Origin of the sequence: Gracilibacillus massiliensis (assembly GCF_001458115.1) — a bacterium.
Taxonomy (GTDB): domain Bacteria; phylum Bacillota; class Bacilli; order Bacillales; family Amphibacillaceae; genus Gracilibacillus; species Gracilibacillus massiliensis.
Window position 1 is genome coordinate 182,514 of record NZ_CZRP01000012.1, and the last position, 18,360, is coordinate 200,873.

General features: G+C 35.8%; 15 protein-coding genes. 13 read left to right on the forward strand and 2 right to left on the reverse strand.

Annotated elements, in window-relative coordinates:
* Positions 1-16 precede the first annotated feature (16 nt).
* The 7 genes from pulA (at position 17) to yihA (ending at position 10,625) form a co-directional block, all read left to right on the forward strand.
* The gene (pulA, locus tag BN3107_RS08520; protein WP_058307211.1) at positions 17-2,116 is read left to right on the forward strand and encodes a type I pullulanase; all 2,100 of its coding nucleotides are present in this window, start codon (positions 17-19) and stop codon (positions 2,114-2,116) included.
* Between the two features lie 137 nt (positions 2,117-2,253).
* On the forward strand, positions 2,254-3,204 hold the full coding sequence (locus tag BN3107_RS08525; protein ID WP_058307212.1) for a D-2-hydroxyacid dehydrogenase: 951 nt from the start codon (positions 2,254-2,256) through the stop codon (positions 3,202-3,204).
* 86 nt (positions 3,205-3,290) lie between these two features.
* On the forward strand, positions 3,291-4,277 hold the full coding sequence (locus BN3107_RS08530) for a hypothetical protein (RefSeq protein WP_058307213.1): 987 nt from the start codon (positions 3,291-3,293) through the stop codon (positions 4,275-4,277).
* Positions 4,278-4,586: 309 nt separating this feature from the next.
* A complete protein-coding gene (gene tig / locus BN3107_RS08535; RefSeq protein ID WP_058307214.1) occupies positions 4,587-5,873 on the forward strand; it encodes a trigger factor in 1,287 nt (428 codons plus the stop codon).
* A 337-nt stretch (positions 5,874-6,210) separates the two neighbouring features.
* Positions 6,211-7,482, forward strand: coding sequence for an ATP-dependent protease ATP-binding subunit ClpX (clpX, locus tag BN3107_RS08540; RefSeq protein ID WP_058307215.1), 1,272 nt, complete (start codon positions 6,211-6,213; stop codon positions 7,480-7,482).
* Positions 7,483-7,720: 238 nt separating this feature from the next.
* On the forward strand, positions 7,721-10,054 hold the full coding sequence (gene lon / locus BN3107_RS08545; RefSeq protein ID WP_058307216.1) for an endopeptidase La: 2,334 nt from the start codon (positions 7,721-7,723) through the stop codon (positions 10,052-10,054).
* On the forward strand, positions 10,041-10,625 hold the full coding sequence (yihA, locus tag BN3107_RS08550) for a ribosome biogenesis GTP-binding protein YihA/YsxC (RefSeq protein WP_058307217.1): 585 nt from the start codon (positions 10,041-10,043) through the stop codon (positions 10,623-10,625). The genes lon and yihA overlap by 14 nt, the downstream gene beginning before the upstream one ends.
* A 303-nt stretch (positions 10,626-10,928) precedes the next feature.
* Here the strand turns inward: yihA and BN3107_RS08555 are convergent, their stop codons facing one another.
* Both BN3107_RS08555 and BN3107_RS08560 read right to left on the reverse strand, forming a co-directional pair.
* Entirely contained in the window at positions 10,929-11,180 is a 252-nt protein-coding gene (locus tag BN3107_RS08555; RefSeq protein WP_058307218.1) for an EamA family transporter, read from the reverse strand.
* A 72-nt stretch (positions 11,181-11,252) separates the two neighbouring features.
* Positions 11,253-11,741, reverse strand: coding sequence for a LiaI-LiaF-like domain-containing protein (locus tag BN3107_RS08560; RefSeq protein ID WP_316245026.1), 489 nt, complete (start codon positions 11,739-11,741; stop codon positions 11,253-11,255).
* A gap of 220 nt (positions 11,742-11,961) precedes the next feature.
* Here BN3107_RS08560 and hemA point away from each other — a divergent pair, with 220 nt between their 5' ends.
* The 6 genes from hemA to hemL are packed head-to-tail and all read left to right on the forward strand — an operon-like array spanning position 11,962 to position 18,172.
* A complete protein-coding gene (gene hemA / locus BN3107_RS08565) occupies positions 11,962-13,329 on the forward strand; it encodes a glutamyl-tRNA reductase (RefSeq protein ID WP_058307220.1) in 1,368 nt (455 codons plus the stop codon).
* Positions 13,330-13,347: 18 nt separating this feature from the next.
* Entirely contained in the window at positions 13,348-14,166 is an 819-nt protein-coding gene (locus BN3107_RS08570) for a cytochrome C assembly family protein (protein WP_058307221.1), read from the forward strand.
* A 24-nt stretch (positions 14,167-14,190) separates the two neighbouring features.
* Positions 14,191-15,123 (forward strand): hydroxymethylbilane synthase, encoded by a 933-nt coding sequence (gene hemC / locus BN3107_RS08575; protein ID WP_058307222.1) that lies wholly within the window; start codon positions 14,191-14,193, stop codon positions 15,121-15,123.
* Positions 15,120-15,881 (forward strand): uroporphyrinogen-III synthase, encoded by a 762-nt coding sequence (locus tag BN3107_RS08580; RefSeq protein ID WP_058307223.1) that lies wholly within the window; start codon positions 15,120-15,122, stop codon positions 15,879-15,881. The genes hemC and BN3107_RS08580 overlap by 4 nt, the downstream gene beginning before the upstream one ends.
* Positions 15,882-15,887: 6 nt before the next feature.
* Positions 15,888-16,868 carry a porphobilinogen synthase gene (hemB, locus tag BN3107_RS08585; protein ID WP_077065082.1) on the forward strand — a complete coding sequence of 327 codons (981 nt, stop codon included), beginning with the start codon at positions 15,888-15,890 and terminating at the stop codon, positions 16,866-16,868.
* A gap of 14 nt (positions 16,869-16,882) precedes the next feature.
* Complete coding sequence (hemL, locus tag BN3107_RS08590) at positions 16,883-18,172, forward strand: glutamate-1-semialdehyde 2,1-aminomutase (RefSeq protein WP_058307224.1); 1,290 nt, start codon at positions 16,883-16,885, stop codon at positions 18,170-18,172.
* The last annotated feature ends 188 nt before the right edge of the window (positions 18,173-18,360 follow it).

An 18,360-nucleotide genomic window follows, 5' to 3' on the forward strand; every position in this document is an offset into this window, starting at 1 on the left:
CTGAGGTGCTTTATTTATGGAGAGGTTAGTTGCATGGTTGGATGAAAAAGACAGGATAACGATAGAAGAAAATCTTTTTGATGATTGTAGGAATCACGTTCCAGAAATAACTGTTGGTAAAGATGAAGTGACAATTAGAGCAATTGAATATCTATCGAAACAAAAAATAAATATTTTCCTGGATTGCAACCTCCCAATTGGAGAGGATGCTTTTTTAAGATGGGGAGAAAATTGTTATTCTATTTATCCAAGGGAGGTTGTTCGAAGTGTCTGGTTTGATCAAACATATGATGCTAGTAATGAACTACTTGGAAACAGCTATTCAAAAGAAGCAACTACTTTCTCTGTATGGGCACCTACCGCGACCAATGTAATGCTGATTCTAAACAAACAACGACTAATGATGAAGAGGAAAGAAAATGGTGTCTGGTATAACAAAGTGACCGGGGATATAAAGGATTGTACGTATCAATTCGCAGTTAAAATCAATGGGGAAGAGCGATTGGTAAACGATCCCTATGCTAAAAGCATGACAGCCAATAGCGAAGAATGTGTTGTAGTGGATTTAGAATCGACAGACCCAAAAAACTTCAGAACTACTATTTACCCTAAAGTTTATAAAAAAGATGCAATTATCTATGAATTACATGTGCGTGATGCTACGAGTTGTCAAGAAAGCGGTGTCCAACAAAAAGGGAAATTTCTAGGATTAACAGAGAAGAACACAAGCACTACCGACGGTTATTCAACGGCATTGCACTATGTAAGTGAGTTGGGTTGTACGCATGTTCAGCTTTTACCTATTCAAGACTTTGCCCGTGTCGATGAGCTACAACCTGAAAAGAGTTACAATTGGGGGTATGATCCGTTATATTTTATGGTTCCAGAAGGAAGTTATGCGACCGATGTCAATAATCCAAGCTGTCGAGTGAAAGAATGTAAGCAAATGATAAATAGTTTTCATAAAGAAGGAATTTCCGTAATTTTAGATGTGGTATTTAACCATGTCTTTGATCATGAAAATTCTGTTCTTGAAAAATTAGTGCCAGGATATTATTTTCGCTATCATGAAAACGGTGATTTAAGTAATGGCAGTGGTACGGGAAATGATTTAGCAACCGAGCGAAAAATGGTTCGGAAACTGATATTGGATACCGTCGATTATTGGCTTCGAGAATATTTAGTAGATGGTTTTCGCTTTGATTTAATGGGGCTAATTGATATTGATACAATGCAGGTTATTTACAGAAGATGTCAACTAGAAGCTAGACCTATCTTTTTGTTAGGAGAAGGGTGGGATTTAAATACACCTCTACCACCAACTATAAAAGCAACCATTGCGCAATCTGATCAAATAGTAGGGATTAGTCAATTTAATGATAGATTTCGAGACGTGGTCAAAGGCTATGATTTGATAAATAAGGGATTTGTAAATGGTGATGGTCACTATCTAGAAGATCTTCCGCAAATAGTTTCGGGTTCTTCCGATTTAAGATTTGGAAATCGATTGTTTTCTCGTCCACTTCAGTCGATTAACTATGTAGAATGTCACGATAATCATACATTGGCAGATTGGTTACTTAAAACAAATCCTGAAGCAGCCGAGGAAGATCGTAAGCGAATGCACCAATTAGCAACAGGCTTAACGATTTTAAGTCAAGGCATACCATTCATTCATGCTGGTCAAGAATTTTTTCGAACTAAATATGGTGATGAGAACAGTTATATATCAGGCGATGCTATTAACCAATTAGACTGGAAAAAAAGAGTAGAGGAAAACGAAAATATTAAATGGGTTCAACAGCTTATATCACTGAGGAAACAATATAATGTCTTTCGGTTAGATTCAGCTAAAAAGATACAAGAACGCTTCCATGTTATTAAGACACCTCAACCTGTGTTTGGCTATATGCTTTTCGGTAAAAAAGAAGACTTTGTTGTTTTTGTTAATCCCAGTTCAAACAAAATGAATATTAGATTACCTGCAACTGGTAGATGGGAAAAAATAAGTAGTAATTACTCGAGTTCGAACTCACCGATATGTTGTTCATGGCAAGGAAAAGGAGAAGTAGAAGCATATGAATTAGCGATTTGGAAGAAAAGGCGTAACACATGAAAAAATAGTGAAGTGTTACCGTTCTCTTTTATCCACTATTATTTGGTCGCTAGTGAATTCTGTTCCAAATTTGTTATGATAAATGATACAATGTTCTAAAGTAGGGCATTTGCTTGCCAAGAATAATGGGAGGACTTATGACTCAAAAAACATTAGTTGTCAACGTGGATCTGGATGAAAAGTATCTTCATCAATTAAAAGAAATAGCACCAAATTGGCGAATTGTGAATAACGAAAATCTCGATGATTTGAAAACTGCAGAAGTTGTTCTTCATTGGAATAAAAAATCAAAGGATATACTATTGCAAGAAAATACCAATTTGCGTTGGATTCAAGTGTGGAGTGCAGGAGTAAATGGTCTCCCATTAGAACAATTAGAACAAAAAGATGTTTTTCTAACAAGTGCCAATGGAGTACATGCCTTTCCTATTTCTGAAACAATATTTGCTCTAATGTTAAGTTTAACAAGAAAAATTCATACATATGTGCGCCAACAACAACAAAAACAATGGGATAATGCCAATTTAAAATTAGAGATGCATCAAAAAACAATTGGCATTATCGGTGTTGGAGAAATTGGCCAGGAAACCGCGAAAATAGCTAAAGCATTTGGAATGAAAGTATTAGGTGTGCGTCACTCTGGAAAAGAAACTGCTTACGTGGATCATATGTATACACAAGACCAACTATCACAGGTACTTCCACAGTGTGATTACGTGGTGGTTACCCTACCATTAACTAATCAAACCAGGGAAATGTTTGCTGCATCGCAATTCAATCAAATGAAAAAAAGTGCATTCTTCATTAATATCGGTCGTGGAGCGATTGTAAGAGAACAGAATTTAATAGAAGCACTACAGGATAATAAAATTGCCGGTGCAGGATTAGATGTTTTTGCAACAGAACCGTTACCAGATGATAGCCCGCTTTGGAAGATGGAAAATGTTATTGTCACTCCGCACTCTGCAGGTGCAACCGAGCAATATGATCAGCGCGTGTTAGAGGATATTTTTATTCCGAATTTCAAAGAATATCTTAAATCAAAGAAACCAAATATTAATGTAGTCGATTATAAAAAGGGGTATTAACTGACAAATACTTATCATACTATTTCTTGAGTCTTTCACTAATAAATTTTATAATAAGACTACTACAACTAAAGGTAGGTGAAAATATGGAAGAGGAACGGGAGAATGTTATTATTTTTCCGAAATGGAAGGATAATCTGGAAGAACAGGCTAAAAAGGCGATGCAAGAGAATCAATTTGACCAAGCGTATCAGTATTTTTTACAATTAACTGAAAATGGGGTACATTCTCATGAGGTGATGACTGGTAAATTAATTTGTATGATGGAATTAAATATGCAAGAAGAAGCGGAAGATCTTTGTGAAGAGTTAATTGATAAGAAAGACCAATACTTTGCCTATTATGTACATATATATTCAACCTTATTATTTCAATCAAGCAAATACAAAGAAGTCATGTATCTAATTGAAGATGCCTTAGATGAAGAACTGATACCGGATCACATTAATGAACAATTACGACATATGTATCAACTGAGTACCGAATTACAACAACAGGAAGATAAACAGTCATACATAGAAGTAGAAAAACAATTAGAAGAAGCGATTAGGGAGAAAAATGATCGAAAGCAATGGTATATGATAAAGCGGTTACTGCAATTAGAAACTAAAAATGACAAAAAGTTATTTAGAGAAATGTTACAAGACTCTGAGATTCATCCTGTGGTTAAAACAGCAATTTTAGAGTATTATGAGAAATTAAATCCTTCTGCTTCGATACATATTGAAAAATTTGATCTAACAGATACGATCCATTTTAATGAACTCGATTCCGTTTTACCTACCTCTTTTTTTACAGGTGTTACAAATTATTTGGAGGATTTGCAGCAACAAGACCCTACAAAATATCAGATGATTCAATTTATACTCGAACGTTTTGCATATGTATACACTCCTTTTCTACCTCAAAAAGAAAACTATGAACTATTAGCTGAATCACTACAGTATTATGTGAGCAAAAGCTTTCACTTTACGGAAGAATATGATGATAGAAAAACATCTTTGATGAAAGAACATTACTTAAAAATGATTGAAGTCTCGGAAACTTTATATGGCACTATTTTAGATGTGTAATCATATATACATAGAAAATTTACCTACATACGTTATTATCACGGTGCTAACCGTCCGTAATACCCCCACCTCAAGTTTCTAGTGATAACAAAAATACTAAGTGGAGGATAAACGGACGATAACTTCCTGATAAGTTTCGCTAAAAATCAGTGGAGGAAAAGCTCCCACTGATTGAAGTCTCACTTTATTATTGAAAGCAAAAGCAATTATGTTATAATAAGATGGTTGCAATTTGCGTTCGGTCTATTATAAGATGGTATATTGAATGAACGTCAAATATACAAGTTATTATGTTGGAGGGAATATAGAATGACAGCAAAATGGGAAAAGCAAGAAGGTAATGTTGGCGTATTAACAATTGAAGTTGAAGCTGACAAATTTAATAGTGCTTTAGACCAGGCCTTTAAAAAAGTCGTAAAAGAAGTTCAAGTACCTGGTTTCCGTAAAGGAAAAATGCCAAGAGGAATGTTTGAAAAGCGTTTTGGTGTAGAATCATTATATCAAGATGCAGTTGACATCATTCTGCCTGGTGAATATACTGCCGCGGTAGAAGAGACTGGAATTGAGCCAGTAGATCAACCAGAAGTTGATATTGAGCAAATCGAAAAAGGAAAAGATCTTATCTTCACAGCAAAAGTTACAGTTAAGCCTGAAGTGAAACTAGGCGAATACAAAGGGCTAGAAGTAGAAGAACAATCTACAGAAGTAACAGATGAAGATGTAGAAGAAGAAATCAAAAAACAACAAGAACAACAAGCAGAATTAGTTGTGAAAGAAGAAGGCGAAATTGAGAATGGTGACACAGCAGTTATCGACTTCGAAGGTTTTGTAGATGGAGAGGCTTTTGAAGGCGGTCAAGCAGATAATCATTCATTAGAAATTGGCTCAGGTTCTTTCATTCCTGGTTTTGAAGAGCAATTAATTGGTAAAAAAGCTGGGGAAGAAAGTGAAGTTGACGTAACTTTCCCTGAAGAGTATCATGCTGAAAACCTAGCTGGTAAAGAAGCGACATTTAAAGTGAAAATTCATGAAATCAAAGCAAAAGAACTTCCAGAATTGGATGATGAGTTTGCTAAAGATGTTGATGAAGAAGTAGAGACTTTAGATGAATTAAAAGAAAAAACAAAAAAACGTCTGCAAGAACAAAAAGAAAATGAAGCAGATGCAAGCAAGCGTGAAGAATTAATCCAACAAGCGTCAGATAATGCAGAAGTGGAAATCCCAGAAGCTATGGTACAATCTGAACTAGATCGTATGCTTCAAGAATTTGAACAAAAGCTTCAAATGCAAGGTATGACATTAGACATGTACTTCCAATTCTCCGGTCAAGATGAAGATGCGCTTAAACAGCAAATGAAAGAAGATGCTGGTAAACGTGTGAAAACAAACTTGACATTAGAAGCAATTGCTCAAGCTGAGAATGTAGAAGTAACAGATGAAGATGTTGAAAAAGAATTAGAATCAATGGCATCTATGTACAACATGGAAATAGATCAAATCAAACAAGCACTAGGTGGAAACACTGCAGCGCTTCAAGAAGATTTGAAATTCAAAAAAGCTATTGATGTCCTTGTAGATAACAGCAAAACAAAATAATGTTGTATAGGAAAACAAGGTACGCTCGACCGTGCCTTGTTTTCTCTAACATAATCGCAATTATCCTACCTAGCTTAACAATCCCGATTTATACATAATCATAAATTCAATGCAATAGAAGGATATACATTTGGTTAGACTAACATAGATATATAGTAACTCTACTTTACACAACGCAAAATATTTGTAATCAAAGTAAAAGACTGATACGCTTCTAAAACGATAACGAAAAAAGTGTATTACTTTTTTATTTTGAAACAATTTGATATGATTGGCTAAAGACAAACAAAATGTTTTTCGATCATATGAAATACTTTTTGAACAAGGGGTGAATGTCATGTACAAATTTAATGAAGAAAAAGGTCAATTGAAATGTTCATTCTGTGGAAAAAGCCAAGACCAGGTTCGTAAATTAGTAGCAGGACCAGGTGTTTATATATGTGATGAATGTATTGAACTTTGCACAGAAATTGTGGAAGAAGAGTTAGGAACAGAAGAAGAAGTAGAATACAAAGATATTCCAAAACCACAAGAAATCTGTGAAATTTTAGATGATTATGTGATAGGACAACAAAAGGCAAAGAAAAATTTATCTGTTGCCGTATATAATCATTACAAACGTATTAATTCGCCAAAATCGAAGGATGAGGTTGAATTAGCGAAGAGTAATATCGCAATGATTGGACCAACAGGTAGTGGTAAGACATTACTAGCTCAAACGCTTGCTCGTATTTTAAATGTACCGTTTGCAATAGCAGATGCTACCTCTTTAACAGAAGCGGGTTATGTTGGGGAAGATGTGGAAAATATCTTATTAAAGTTAATTCAATCAGCCGATTATGATGTGGAAAAAGCAGAAAAAGGTATTATCTACATCGATGAAATTGATAAAGTGGCACGTAAGTCAGAAAATCCATCTATCACAAGAGATGTGTCTGGTGAAGGTGTACAACAAGCTTTATTAAAAATTCTTGAGGGTACAACTGCAAGTGTGCCACCACAAGGTGGAAGAAAGCATCCGCATCAAGAATTTATTCAAATTGATACAACGAATATTTTATTTATTTGTGGTGGAGCATTTGATGGTATTGAACAAATCGTTAAACGTCGCTTAGGTAAAAAAGTAATTGGTTTTGGTGCTGATGCAGATAATCAGGAATTAGACAAAGCCGCATTACTTTCCAAAGTTCTACCTGAAGATCTATTGCGATATGGACTAATTCCAGAATTTATCGGGCGTTTACCGGTAATCGGTAGTTTAGAGCCTTTAGATGAAGAAGCATTAGTTGAAATCTTAACGAAACCAAAGAATGCCTTAGTAAAACAATATAACAAACTGTTTGAAATCGATGATGTGGAATTAGAGTTTGAAGAAGGTGCTTTAGAAGAAGTAGCCAAAAAAGCGATTGAACGAAAAACAGGGGCACGTGGTTTAAGGTCCATTTTAGAAGGCATTATGTTAGATGTAATGTTTGAATTACCATCAAGGGATGATATTGAGAAATGTATCATTACCAAAGAAACGGTAACAGAAGAAAATGGCCGACCAAAACTCGTTCATGAAGACGGCACAGTTATCGATCTTCAATCACCAAAAGAAAGTGCTTAAAGTGAGACTACAAGTTTTAATTACATCGTGATAATACGTAAAATCCCTTGTTAACTAACAAGGGATTTTGTATGTTTAACAAGTAATCGGTAAAACTAGGAGCACGTACTTAAATACTTTTGATTTACAAAAAAACAAAACTTCTTTAAACTTATAACAATGGGATTTAACATAACAACAATGGTACTAGGGAATTATTTTTAAATCATAGAACTAGTAGCTTTGACGGAGGTGCCATATGACAGAATCAAAATTTATACATATACCATTATTACCTTTGCGCGGTCTAATCGTCTTTCCTGGCATGGTGATTCACTTGGACGTAGGACGAGAAAAATCAATTGAAGCGCTAGAAAAGGCAATGATGAATGATCAAACGATCTTTCTAGCAGCACAAAAAGAAAGTGCTGTTGATGAGCCTAATACCGATGACATACATATAATTGGTGCAGTGGCAAAAGTAAATCAGATGCTAAAATTACCTAATGGAACAATGAGAGTCTTAGTAGAAGGTTTGTACCGTGCTGAGATTAAGCAATTTATTAACGAAGAAAAGCAATTCTTTGTTGAGATTGAAAAAATAGCTGACGTGCATCAGAAGAAAGCAGAAGAGGATGCATTGATGCGTACGTTATTAGAACAATTCGAACATTATACTAAAATCTCTAAAAAAGTTAGTAAAGAGACTTTAGCAAGTGTAACCGATATTGAAGAGCCAAGTCGGTTTGCTGATGTAGTAGCTTCTCATATCACACTAAAAATGTCTGATAAGCAAGAGATTTTGGAAACGAAAAATGTTTCAAAACGTCTTAAGAAATTATTGGATATCATTTCAAACGAAAAAGAAGTGTTAGAATTAGAAAGAAAAATTGGCCAGCGTGTAAAAAAATCAATGGAAGAAACACAAAAAGAGTATTATTTGCGTGAACAAATGAAAGCCATCCAAAAAGAGTTAGGTGACAAAGATGGAAAGACAGGAGAGCTAGCTGCCTTACGTGAAAAATTGCAAGAAAAAGAATTCCCGGACCGTATTGTAGAGCTTGTAGAAAAAGAACTTAATCGATATGAACGTGTTCCACAGAGCTCTGCTGAAAGTTCTGTGATCCGAAATTATATTGATTGGGTACTTGCTTTACCATGGACGGAAGAAACGGAAGACAATTTAGATATTAATCATGCGGAAGATATTTTAGATGAAGACCATTATGGTTTAGATAAAGTAAAAGAACGTGTTTTAGAATATCTTGCTGTTCAACAATTAACCAATTCGTTAAAAGGACCGATTCTTTGTCTGGTTGGACCTCCAGGGGTTGGGAAAACCTCTTTAGCTAAATCCGTTGCAAGGGCAATCAATAGAAATTTTGTGCGAATTTCATTAGGCGGTGTTCGAGATGAAGCTGAAATTCGAGGCCACCGACGAACGTATATTGGTGCATTACCAGGCCGAATTGTACAAGGGATGAAGAAAGCAGAAACGGTTAATCCAGTTTTTTTATTAGATGAAATTGATAAAATGTCTAATGATTTTAGAGGAGATCCATCATCTGCAATGTTAGAAGTGTTGGATCCTGAGCAGAATAATTCATTTAGTGATCATTATTTAGAAGAAACGTATGATCTATCTAAAGTCATGTTTATTGCTACAGCTAATAATCTAGCATCAATACCAAGACCGCTGTTAGATCGTATGGAAGTCATATCTATAGCAGGTTATACAGAACTTGAAAAACTACACATTGCGAAACAACACTTACTACCGAAACAATTGAAAGAAAATGGACTTAAAAAAGGTCACTTACAACTTCGTGATGAGGCTTTATTGAAATTGATTCGAGTCTATACGAGAGAAGCAGGTGTACGTGGTTTAGAGCGTCAATTAGCATCGATCTGCAGAAAAGCAGCTAAAATTATTGTTTCAAAAGAGAAACAGCGCGTAGTCGTAACAGAAAAACAATTAGAAACAATTTTAGGCAAACCTAAATTTCGCTATGGCATCATGGAAGCAGAACATCAAATAGGTGCTGCAACAGGCTTAGCTTATACAGCAGCAGGTGGAGATATTTTATCAATCGAAGTAAGTTTATCGAAGGGCAAAGGAAAATTAACATTAACAGGTAAATTAGGAGATGTCATGAAAGAGTCTGCTCAAGCAGCTTTTAGTTATATTCGTTCAAGAGCAGACAAATTTAAAATTGATCCTAATTTCAATGAAAAATATGATATTCATATCCATGTTCCAGAAGGTGCCACACCAAAAGATGGTCCATCAGCAGGTATTACGATGGCAACCGCTCTAGTATCGGCATTAACAGGTCGTGCTGTAAGGAAAGAAGTTGGAATGACAGGTGAAATTACCTTAAGAGGAAGAGTATTGCCGATTGGTGGTTTAAAGGAAAAGTCATTAAGTGCACACCGAGCAGGTATTACAACAATTATAATTCCAGCTGATAATCAAAAAGATTTAGAAGATATTCCAGAGAGTGTACGCGAAGGTTTAACGTTTATTCCAGTTGATCATTTAGATACTGTATTAGAGTATGCATTGTTGGAGGAGAACCATGAAAGTCAATAAAGCAGAGATAGTCATAAGTGCAGTTTCTGAAAAACAGTACCCAAATAATAGATGGCCTGAAATTGCTTTAGCAGGACGTTCAAATGTTGGAAAATCTTCATTTATCAATAAGCTGATTAATCGAAAAAACTTAGCTCGTACGTCTTCTAAACCTGGAAAAACGCAAACATTGAATTTTTATACAATTAATGATGCTTTCTATTTTGTCGATGTGCCCGGTTATGGTTATGCAAAGGTGTCAAAAAAAGAGCGGGAAAAATGGGGCAAGATGATGGAAGAGTATTTCTCACTCCGTGATACTTTGCGACTGACAGTTTTAATCGTAGACATACGTCATAAACCAACAGAAGATGATCGTATGATGTATGATTTTTTAAAGCATTTTGAGATTCCTGTTTTGGTTATCGCAACCAAATTAGACAAAATACCAAAAAATAAAAAAGACACCCATTTAAAACGAGTAATTAACACACTGGAAATGGACCCAGACGACGCAGTCATCCCATTCTCAGCAGAGACGAGTGAAGGAAAAGAAGAAGTATGGCGTTACTTAGGTAACTATATAAAATAAAAATATAGGGTATCAACCTTCTCTTTTGGTTGGTACCCTATATTTGTTAGTCGACAAAAAGTTAGGATGAAAATTAAACTGTAAAGCATCAGATTGTATGGTCTCTTCACGGGAATTCAAGTGCTGTTAACGGGAATTGTTTGCTTCTTCACGGGAATGAGCGATAATTCCCGTGAAGAGCAGTATAATTCCCGTCTACCGCAGCACTTTTCCCGCGAAGAGAAGACTAATTCCCGTGAAGAAGATCCAAAAAAGTAACTTATCCCCGTTAAACGAACTTATAGAATTATCAGTACGTCGCAGTTAATTAAAAAAGACGATACCTAATACGCCTAAACCGAAAAAGTGCGGAATATGTTTCAGTTTAATAATTAATTGTTTTGGTGCAAGGAACAGCAGTGTACTGACTAAAATGATGGATGAAGCAGATAATCGTATTGCAACGATTTCCCATGCCGAAAACCCTTGAGCATAAAAAGCCTCTACAAACAAACCAGTCAGTCCCCAAAAGCTTGCACCGATAACTGTAAATAAGTAAGCAAGATAGTTCTTCATACTTTCACCTTCTTTTCTCTCTCTATTTTCAAAGGTTTCTGTATTTAGAAAGTAATGCTATGATAGCTTAGTTCATTTCTTTTTTAAGAGTAGGTAGATCCCTAAACCAATTAAAAGCACTGGCCAAAATCGTTCAATCCAATACATCAATTGATTAATCCAACTAAACCAAACAGGCTGATTCTCGACAAAGATGGCAAAAATAGAAATGATTAATAAAATAATACCAGGTATAGTTCCTTTTTTCGTTTTGACAGCGCGGGTTAAAAAGGCGATCGCAACGATTAAGGTATACATGCCCCAATGGTCAATCCAAAAGGAATAATGCGCTAATCCATGGAAATGGATGCCTAATCCAAGTAAAAGTACACCAGGGAAAACGTTCTTAAAATCTTTAGAAGAGAAAGAATATATAAGAAATGCAGCGCCAATCAATATCAACAAGGTGGGCCAAGAATAAAAATCAGTTAGAATTGGTAATCGTAATTCTCTAAGTAAAAAGAATAAGCCAATTCCAATTAATAAAAAGGCGACAAGACCATTTTTCTTCAAAATAAACACTCCTAGATTAAAATAATTATTAATTGAGACTTATTTTCTTGATAATTCATAATGATTATGATAAAGTACAATAGAACTAATTATGAAAAAACGATCAATTTTCATTTTACCATAGATGATTTGATAACTGTTCATAAAATCATCACTATTTAATTTTTAAAACGTGTTATAATAATAAATATATGTGTTAGGCTTTTTGCTTTTTTTGGGGGTAGATATTGTGCATATTTTAGCAGCAGGTATAAATTATAAAACAGCGCCTGTTGAAGTTCGTGAAATGCTCGCATTCCAAGACGATACATTAATGGAGGCAATGACAGAACTCAATAGTAGAAAAAGTATCTTAGAGAATGTCATTATTTCCACTTGTAATCGTACGGAAATTTACGCGGTCGTCGATCAACTTCACACAGGCAGGTACTTTATTAAGCAATTTTTAGCAGATTGGTTCGGAATAGATAAAGAAGCATTTGTACCTCACATTATCATTTATGAAAATGAAGCAGCGGTAGAACATCTTTTTCGTTTAAGCTGTGGATTGGAGTCAATGGTAATGGGAGAAACGCAAATTCTTGGCCAAGTAAAACAAACTTTCTTGACAGCACAACAACATAAACTAACTGGTACCATTTTTAACGAATTATTTAAACAAGCGATAACGATTGGTAAAAAGAGCCAGCGCGAAACAATGATCGGGGAAAATGCCGTATCTGTAAGTTATGCAGCAGTGGAATTAGCCAAAAAAATCTTTGCAGAATTACGTGAAAAGCATATCGTGATTATTGGTGCCGGCAAAATGGGAGAATTAGCTGCCAAGAACCTTTATGGTTCCGGTGCTGAAAAAGTAACGGTAGTTAATCGTACGTTGGAAAAAGCGGAACAATTAGCTACTCAATTTCAGGGTAGTGCTAGATCTACAGAAGCATTAGAAGAAACGTTAATGGAAGCAGATATTGTCATTAGTTCTACAGGTGCGAACGACTATATTATTACTAAAGAACTATATCAGCGTGTGGAGAAAAAGCGTAAAGGACGACCATTATTTTTAGTGGATATCGCAGTACCTCGTGATCTTGACCCCGCATTAGACAGTTTAGATAATGTTTTCTTATATGATATAGATGATTTGCAAGATGTGGTCGATGCAAACCTTGAATTGCGAAAAGAAGCAGCTGAAGAAATTGAATTATGGATCGAAGCAGAGATAGTAGCTTTTAATGAGTGGATACAAACTTTAGGTGTGGTGCCTGTAATTACAGCACTTCGTGAACAAGCTTTATCGATTCAGCAAGAAACAATGAAAAGTATTGAACGCAAAATGCCTAACTTAACAGAACGTGAACGGAAAGTATTAAACAAGCATACCAAAAGTATTGTTAACCAAATGTTAAAACAACCGATTCTTCAAGCGAAAGAACTTGCTGGACAGAAAGATGCGGATCAAGCATTACAATTGTTCACGCAAATCTTTAATATTGAAGATCGAGTCGAGGAAGAATCACAAAAGACTGGTAGCAATAAAGTGATTACATTGGAACAAACCAAAGAGAAAGTCTTACAAAAACTACAAAATGTGTCAACACATTAATTGGGTGGTTTTCCCTTTATGCTAGAAGAAAGAATTTTACACGAGGGTATGTTATTACTCTATGGTTTAACCGTTATTTTTTATTTTATAGATTTTCTTTACCATAACCAGAAAGCGAACCGAATCGCTTTCTGGTTGCTTGCAATGGTTTGGGTTATTCAAACCATTTTTTTATTAACGGAAATATGGCAATCTGCTAGTTTGCCAATTCAAACATTTAATGATGGGCTCTATACCTATACGTGGATTATCATCACGTTTTCTTTATTGGTCCATCTTTTTTTTCGCCAAGAATTCTTTATGTTTTTTATCAGTGTATTTGGATTCTTTGTGATGATCATTCATACGTTGCAATCGATTAAAATCAGCGACTCTACGCAAATTCCAGTTATGTTAAATGAAATGCTTTTCGCTCATATCGTACTGGCGTTAGTCTCGTATGGATTGTTTACGATTTCTTTTATATTTGCCTGTTTGTACTTTATGCAATATCAATTATTAAAGAAGAAAAAAGGGTATAAATGGTTGAGAAGATTCCAAGACTTAGAAGGATTGGAAAAACGGGCCTTTCAATTGATTGCCCTTGCAGAGCCTATGCTGTTATTATCGATCATTTTAGGCGTTGTTTGGGCTTATATGACAGGGACCGAGTTTTATTGGGGAGATAGTAAAACAATTGGTTCAATTTTTGTGTTCGGTGTATATGCGTTTTATTTGTTTATGCGAATACGTCAACAATATCGAGGAAAGTTGATCTTAACATGGAATATAGTTGCTTTTTTAATATTGTTGATTAATTTTTTCTTATTTAATTCTTTATCTAATTTTCATATGTAATACGACTAGAAGGAGGCAACAACAGTGCGTAAAATTGTTGTAGGATCAAGAAGAAGTAACTTAGCGATTACTCAATCAGAATGGGTGATTGAACAATTAAAAAAACAAGCTGGAGATAAATACGAATTTGAGATTAAAAAAATTGTCACGAAGGGTGATCAGATCTTAAATGTTACATTATCTAAAGTAGGTGGAAAAGGTTTATTTGTAAAAGAAATCGAAAAGGCGATGTATGACAAAGAAATTGATTTTGCTGTACATAGTATGAAAGATATGCCTGCTGTTATGCCTGAAGGTCTTGTGATTGGTGCTATTCCGGAAAGAGAAGATCACCGTGATGCTTTTATCTCCAATGATCATGTGCGTTTAGAAGATTTACCGAGCGGTGCTATTGTGGGTACTAGTAGTCTGCGTAGAGGTTCTCAAATCTTAGCCGAACGACCAGACCTTAAGATTCAATGGATTCGTGGTAATATTGAAACAAGAATGCGTAAGTTAAAAGAAGAAAATTTTGATGCAATTATCCTCGCTGCTGCTGGATTAAAACGTATGAAGTGGAAGGAAGAGATTGTCACTCAATTTCTAGAGCCGGATGTTTGTGTACCAGCTGTTGGGCAAGGTGCATTGGCGATTGAATGTCGTCAAGATGATCGAGAACTCTTGGAACTATTAGAAAAAATCAATGATGCATATACTGAAAAAACAGTAACAGCGGAAAGAACCTTTTTACATTTATTGAATGGTGGTTGCTCTGTTCCTATCGGAGGTTATGCTTACTTAGATGGTGAAGAAGTGGTTTTAACCGCACTTGTATCAAGTAGTGATGGGAAGACCGTTTTAAAAGAAGTGGTTAAAGGGAGCGAGCCTGAGGAGGTAGGGAAAGTTGCTGCTGAGAAACTTCAGGAAAGAGACGCTCAACAATTAGTAGATGAAGCGATTGAGGAGAACCAAGAATGAACCAACCTCTCGCAGGTCAACATTTAATGGTAACTAGGGAAGCGACCCAAGCGCTTCCTTTAGTTCATTTATTAGAAGCAGAAGGTGCAAAGTGTATTCGTGTACCTTTACTTCGATTTGAAGCCATTATCAATAAAAAAAATCGCCATCAATTTTTGCGATTGAATGAAAAATCTGATTGGTTATTTTTCACAAGTGCTAATGCGGTTCGTTTCTTTGACCAATATGTTAAAGAATTAGGAGTAGCGGTAACTCAAAAAATTGCCGCAGTTGGAGAAAAAACAACTTGGATGTTAGAAAAACATGGCTATACCATTGATTTTCAACCTACCATATATAGTGGCGACATAATGGTGAAGGAATTTTTACATACATACGGGAAACAAAAAATAGCACTTATTGTTGGTTCAAAGTCTAGGCCTGAAATTCCTCAGTTACTCAAGGAAGCAGAGATATCTTTTGAAAAAATTGTGATTTATCGTACAATAAAAAATAAAGAGATGCAACCACTATTACAGCAAACGGTATCAAAAGTAGATGCTGTTTTTTTTACTAGTCCGTCAACCGTACAAGCATTTCAACAATTTTTAACATCTCAACAATTTGAACGGATCAAAGAAGAAGTTGTTGCTGTTGCGATTGGACAGACAACAGCTACCGCTTTAGAAAAAGCGATGTTTAATGATATAATTTCCCCAGATAACTATACGATTGAAGATATGGTGCAATGCTATATAAACTATATTAAGAAAAGGTGATTCAGATTGAAAAATTCAGAATTTAGTCGGCATCGCAGGCTAAGAACTTCCCAGACGATGAGACGATTTGTGAGAGAGACGGACTTAACAGTAGACGATTTAGTCTATCCATTATTTATTGTAGAAGGTGAAAACATAAAAAATGAAGTAAGTTCTATGCCTGGTGTATTTCAAATTTCATTGGATTATTTAGATGACGAGATAGATGAATTAGTTTCATTAGGCATACCTTCACTGCTTTTATTTGGTGTTCCTAAAGAGAAAGATGAAGTAGGTTCAGGCGCTTATGATCCAAATGGCATCGTTCAGCAAGCGATTCGTCATATTAAAAATAAAACTGATCAATTATTAATTATTGCCGATACCTGTTTATGTGAGTATACCTCTCACGGACATTGTGGTGTGATTGAACATCAAGATGTTGATAACGATAAATCGTTACCACTTCATGTAAAGACAGCTGTTACACAAGCGGAAGCAGGTGCAGATATTATTGCTCCTTCTAATATGATGGATGGATTTGTATCAGAGATTCGTAAAGGATTGGACGAAGCGGGATTTGAAAATATTCCAATTATGTCTTATGCCGTTAAATATGCTTCTGCCTTTTATGGTCCGTTTCGAGATGCTGCCGATTCTACTCCGCAATTCGGAGATCGTAAAACCTATCAAATGGACCCAGCAAACCGTTTAGAAGCATTACGTGAAGCCGCATCTGATATCGAAGAAGGTGCAGATTTCTTAATTGTAAAACCAGCATTGTCCTATATGGATATTATAAGAGACGTGAAAAATCAACATCCAGTACCTGTGGTAGCCTATAATGTGAGTGGTGAATATTCGATGGTGAAAGCAGCAAGTCTTAATGGATGGGTGGATGAAAAAGCAATTGTGTTAGAAAAGTTTATTGCGATGAAACGTGCGGGTGCTGACATAATTATTACTTATTTCGCAAAAGATGTCGCAAAATGGTTACAAGATAATTAAGGAGGAATCGTTTTATGCTTAAAAATCAAAGATCTGTAGACGCTTATAAAGAATCCGTTGATCTAATGCCGGGTGGTGTCAATTCACCGGTTAGAGCATTTAAATCAGTTGGCATGGATCCTATCTATATGGATCATGGAAAAGGATCCAAAATTTATGACATTGATGGTAATGAATATATTGATTACGTACTAAGTTGGGGACCGTTAATTTTGGGGCATGCAGATCAGCGTGTCGTCTCAAAATTAAAAGATGTGGCAGAAAAGGGAACAAGCTTTGGTGCACCAACACTACTAGAAAATCAATTAGCAGAGCTTGTGATTGATCGTGTACCGTCTATCGAAATGGTTCGTATGGTCAATTCAGGTACCGAAGCAACGATGAGTGCCCTGCGTCTTGCTCGTGGTTTTACAGGCAAAAATAAAATCCTTAAATTTGAGGGGAACTATCATGGACATGGTGATTCACTGTTAATTAAAGCAGGTTCTGGTGTTGCAACCTTAGGACTTCCAGATAGTCCTGGTGTACCTGAAAGTGTCGCTCAACATACCATTACGGTCCCTTACAATGACTTAGAAAGTGTTCGTTATGCCTTTGATCAATTTGGTGAGGATATCGCAGCTGTAATTGTCGAGCCTGTCTCAGGTAACATGGGGGTAGTACCGCCTAGCCCAGAATTTTTGCCAAGCCTACGTGAAATTACAACAGAGTATCAATCTCTATTAATATTTGACGAGGTTATGACAGGGTTCCGTGTTGGTTATCATTGTGCACAAGGCCATTTTGATGTGACACCCGACTTAACTTGTTTAGGGAAAGTAATCGGGGGTGGACTACCAGTAGGGGCCTATGGAGGAAAACGTGAAATAATGGAACGAATTGCACCGGTAGGCGATATTTATCAAGCAGGTACCCTTTCAGGAAACCCACTGGCTATGACGGCAGGATTAGAAACTTTAAAAGCGTTGGATGGAGCTTCTTATCAAGCCATTAACCAAAAAGTTGATCGTCTAGTTGAAGGGTACCAACAAGCTGCAGAAAAATATAATGTCCCACTGCAAATCAATCGGGCCGGTTCCATGGTCGGTGTATTCTTTGCTGACGAACCAGTTATTAATTATGAAACAGCAGCTAAATCAGATACAGACGCATTTGCTAGTTATTATCGTAGTATGGCTGAAGAAGGAGTATTTTTACCACCTTCTCAATTTGAAGGACTGTTCCTCTCAACTTCTCATACAGATGAGGATATTGAAAATACGATTGCTGCTGTAAATAAAGCATTCGCAAAATTAACGAAATAAAATTGTTTATACTCTCCTTTTGAAGACTGAGAAAATCTGTCTACTGTCAAAAAAGGAGAGTATTTTTTTATGCGATTTTTACTCCACAACGAATATAATAATGCAAAAAACTCATAATTTCCTTCTTCCATTCATATAGTTTATTGAGATGCTAGTACGCCTTAGCTAAGCAAAAGGAAGGGGGAAGT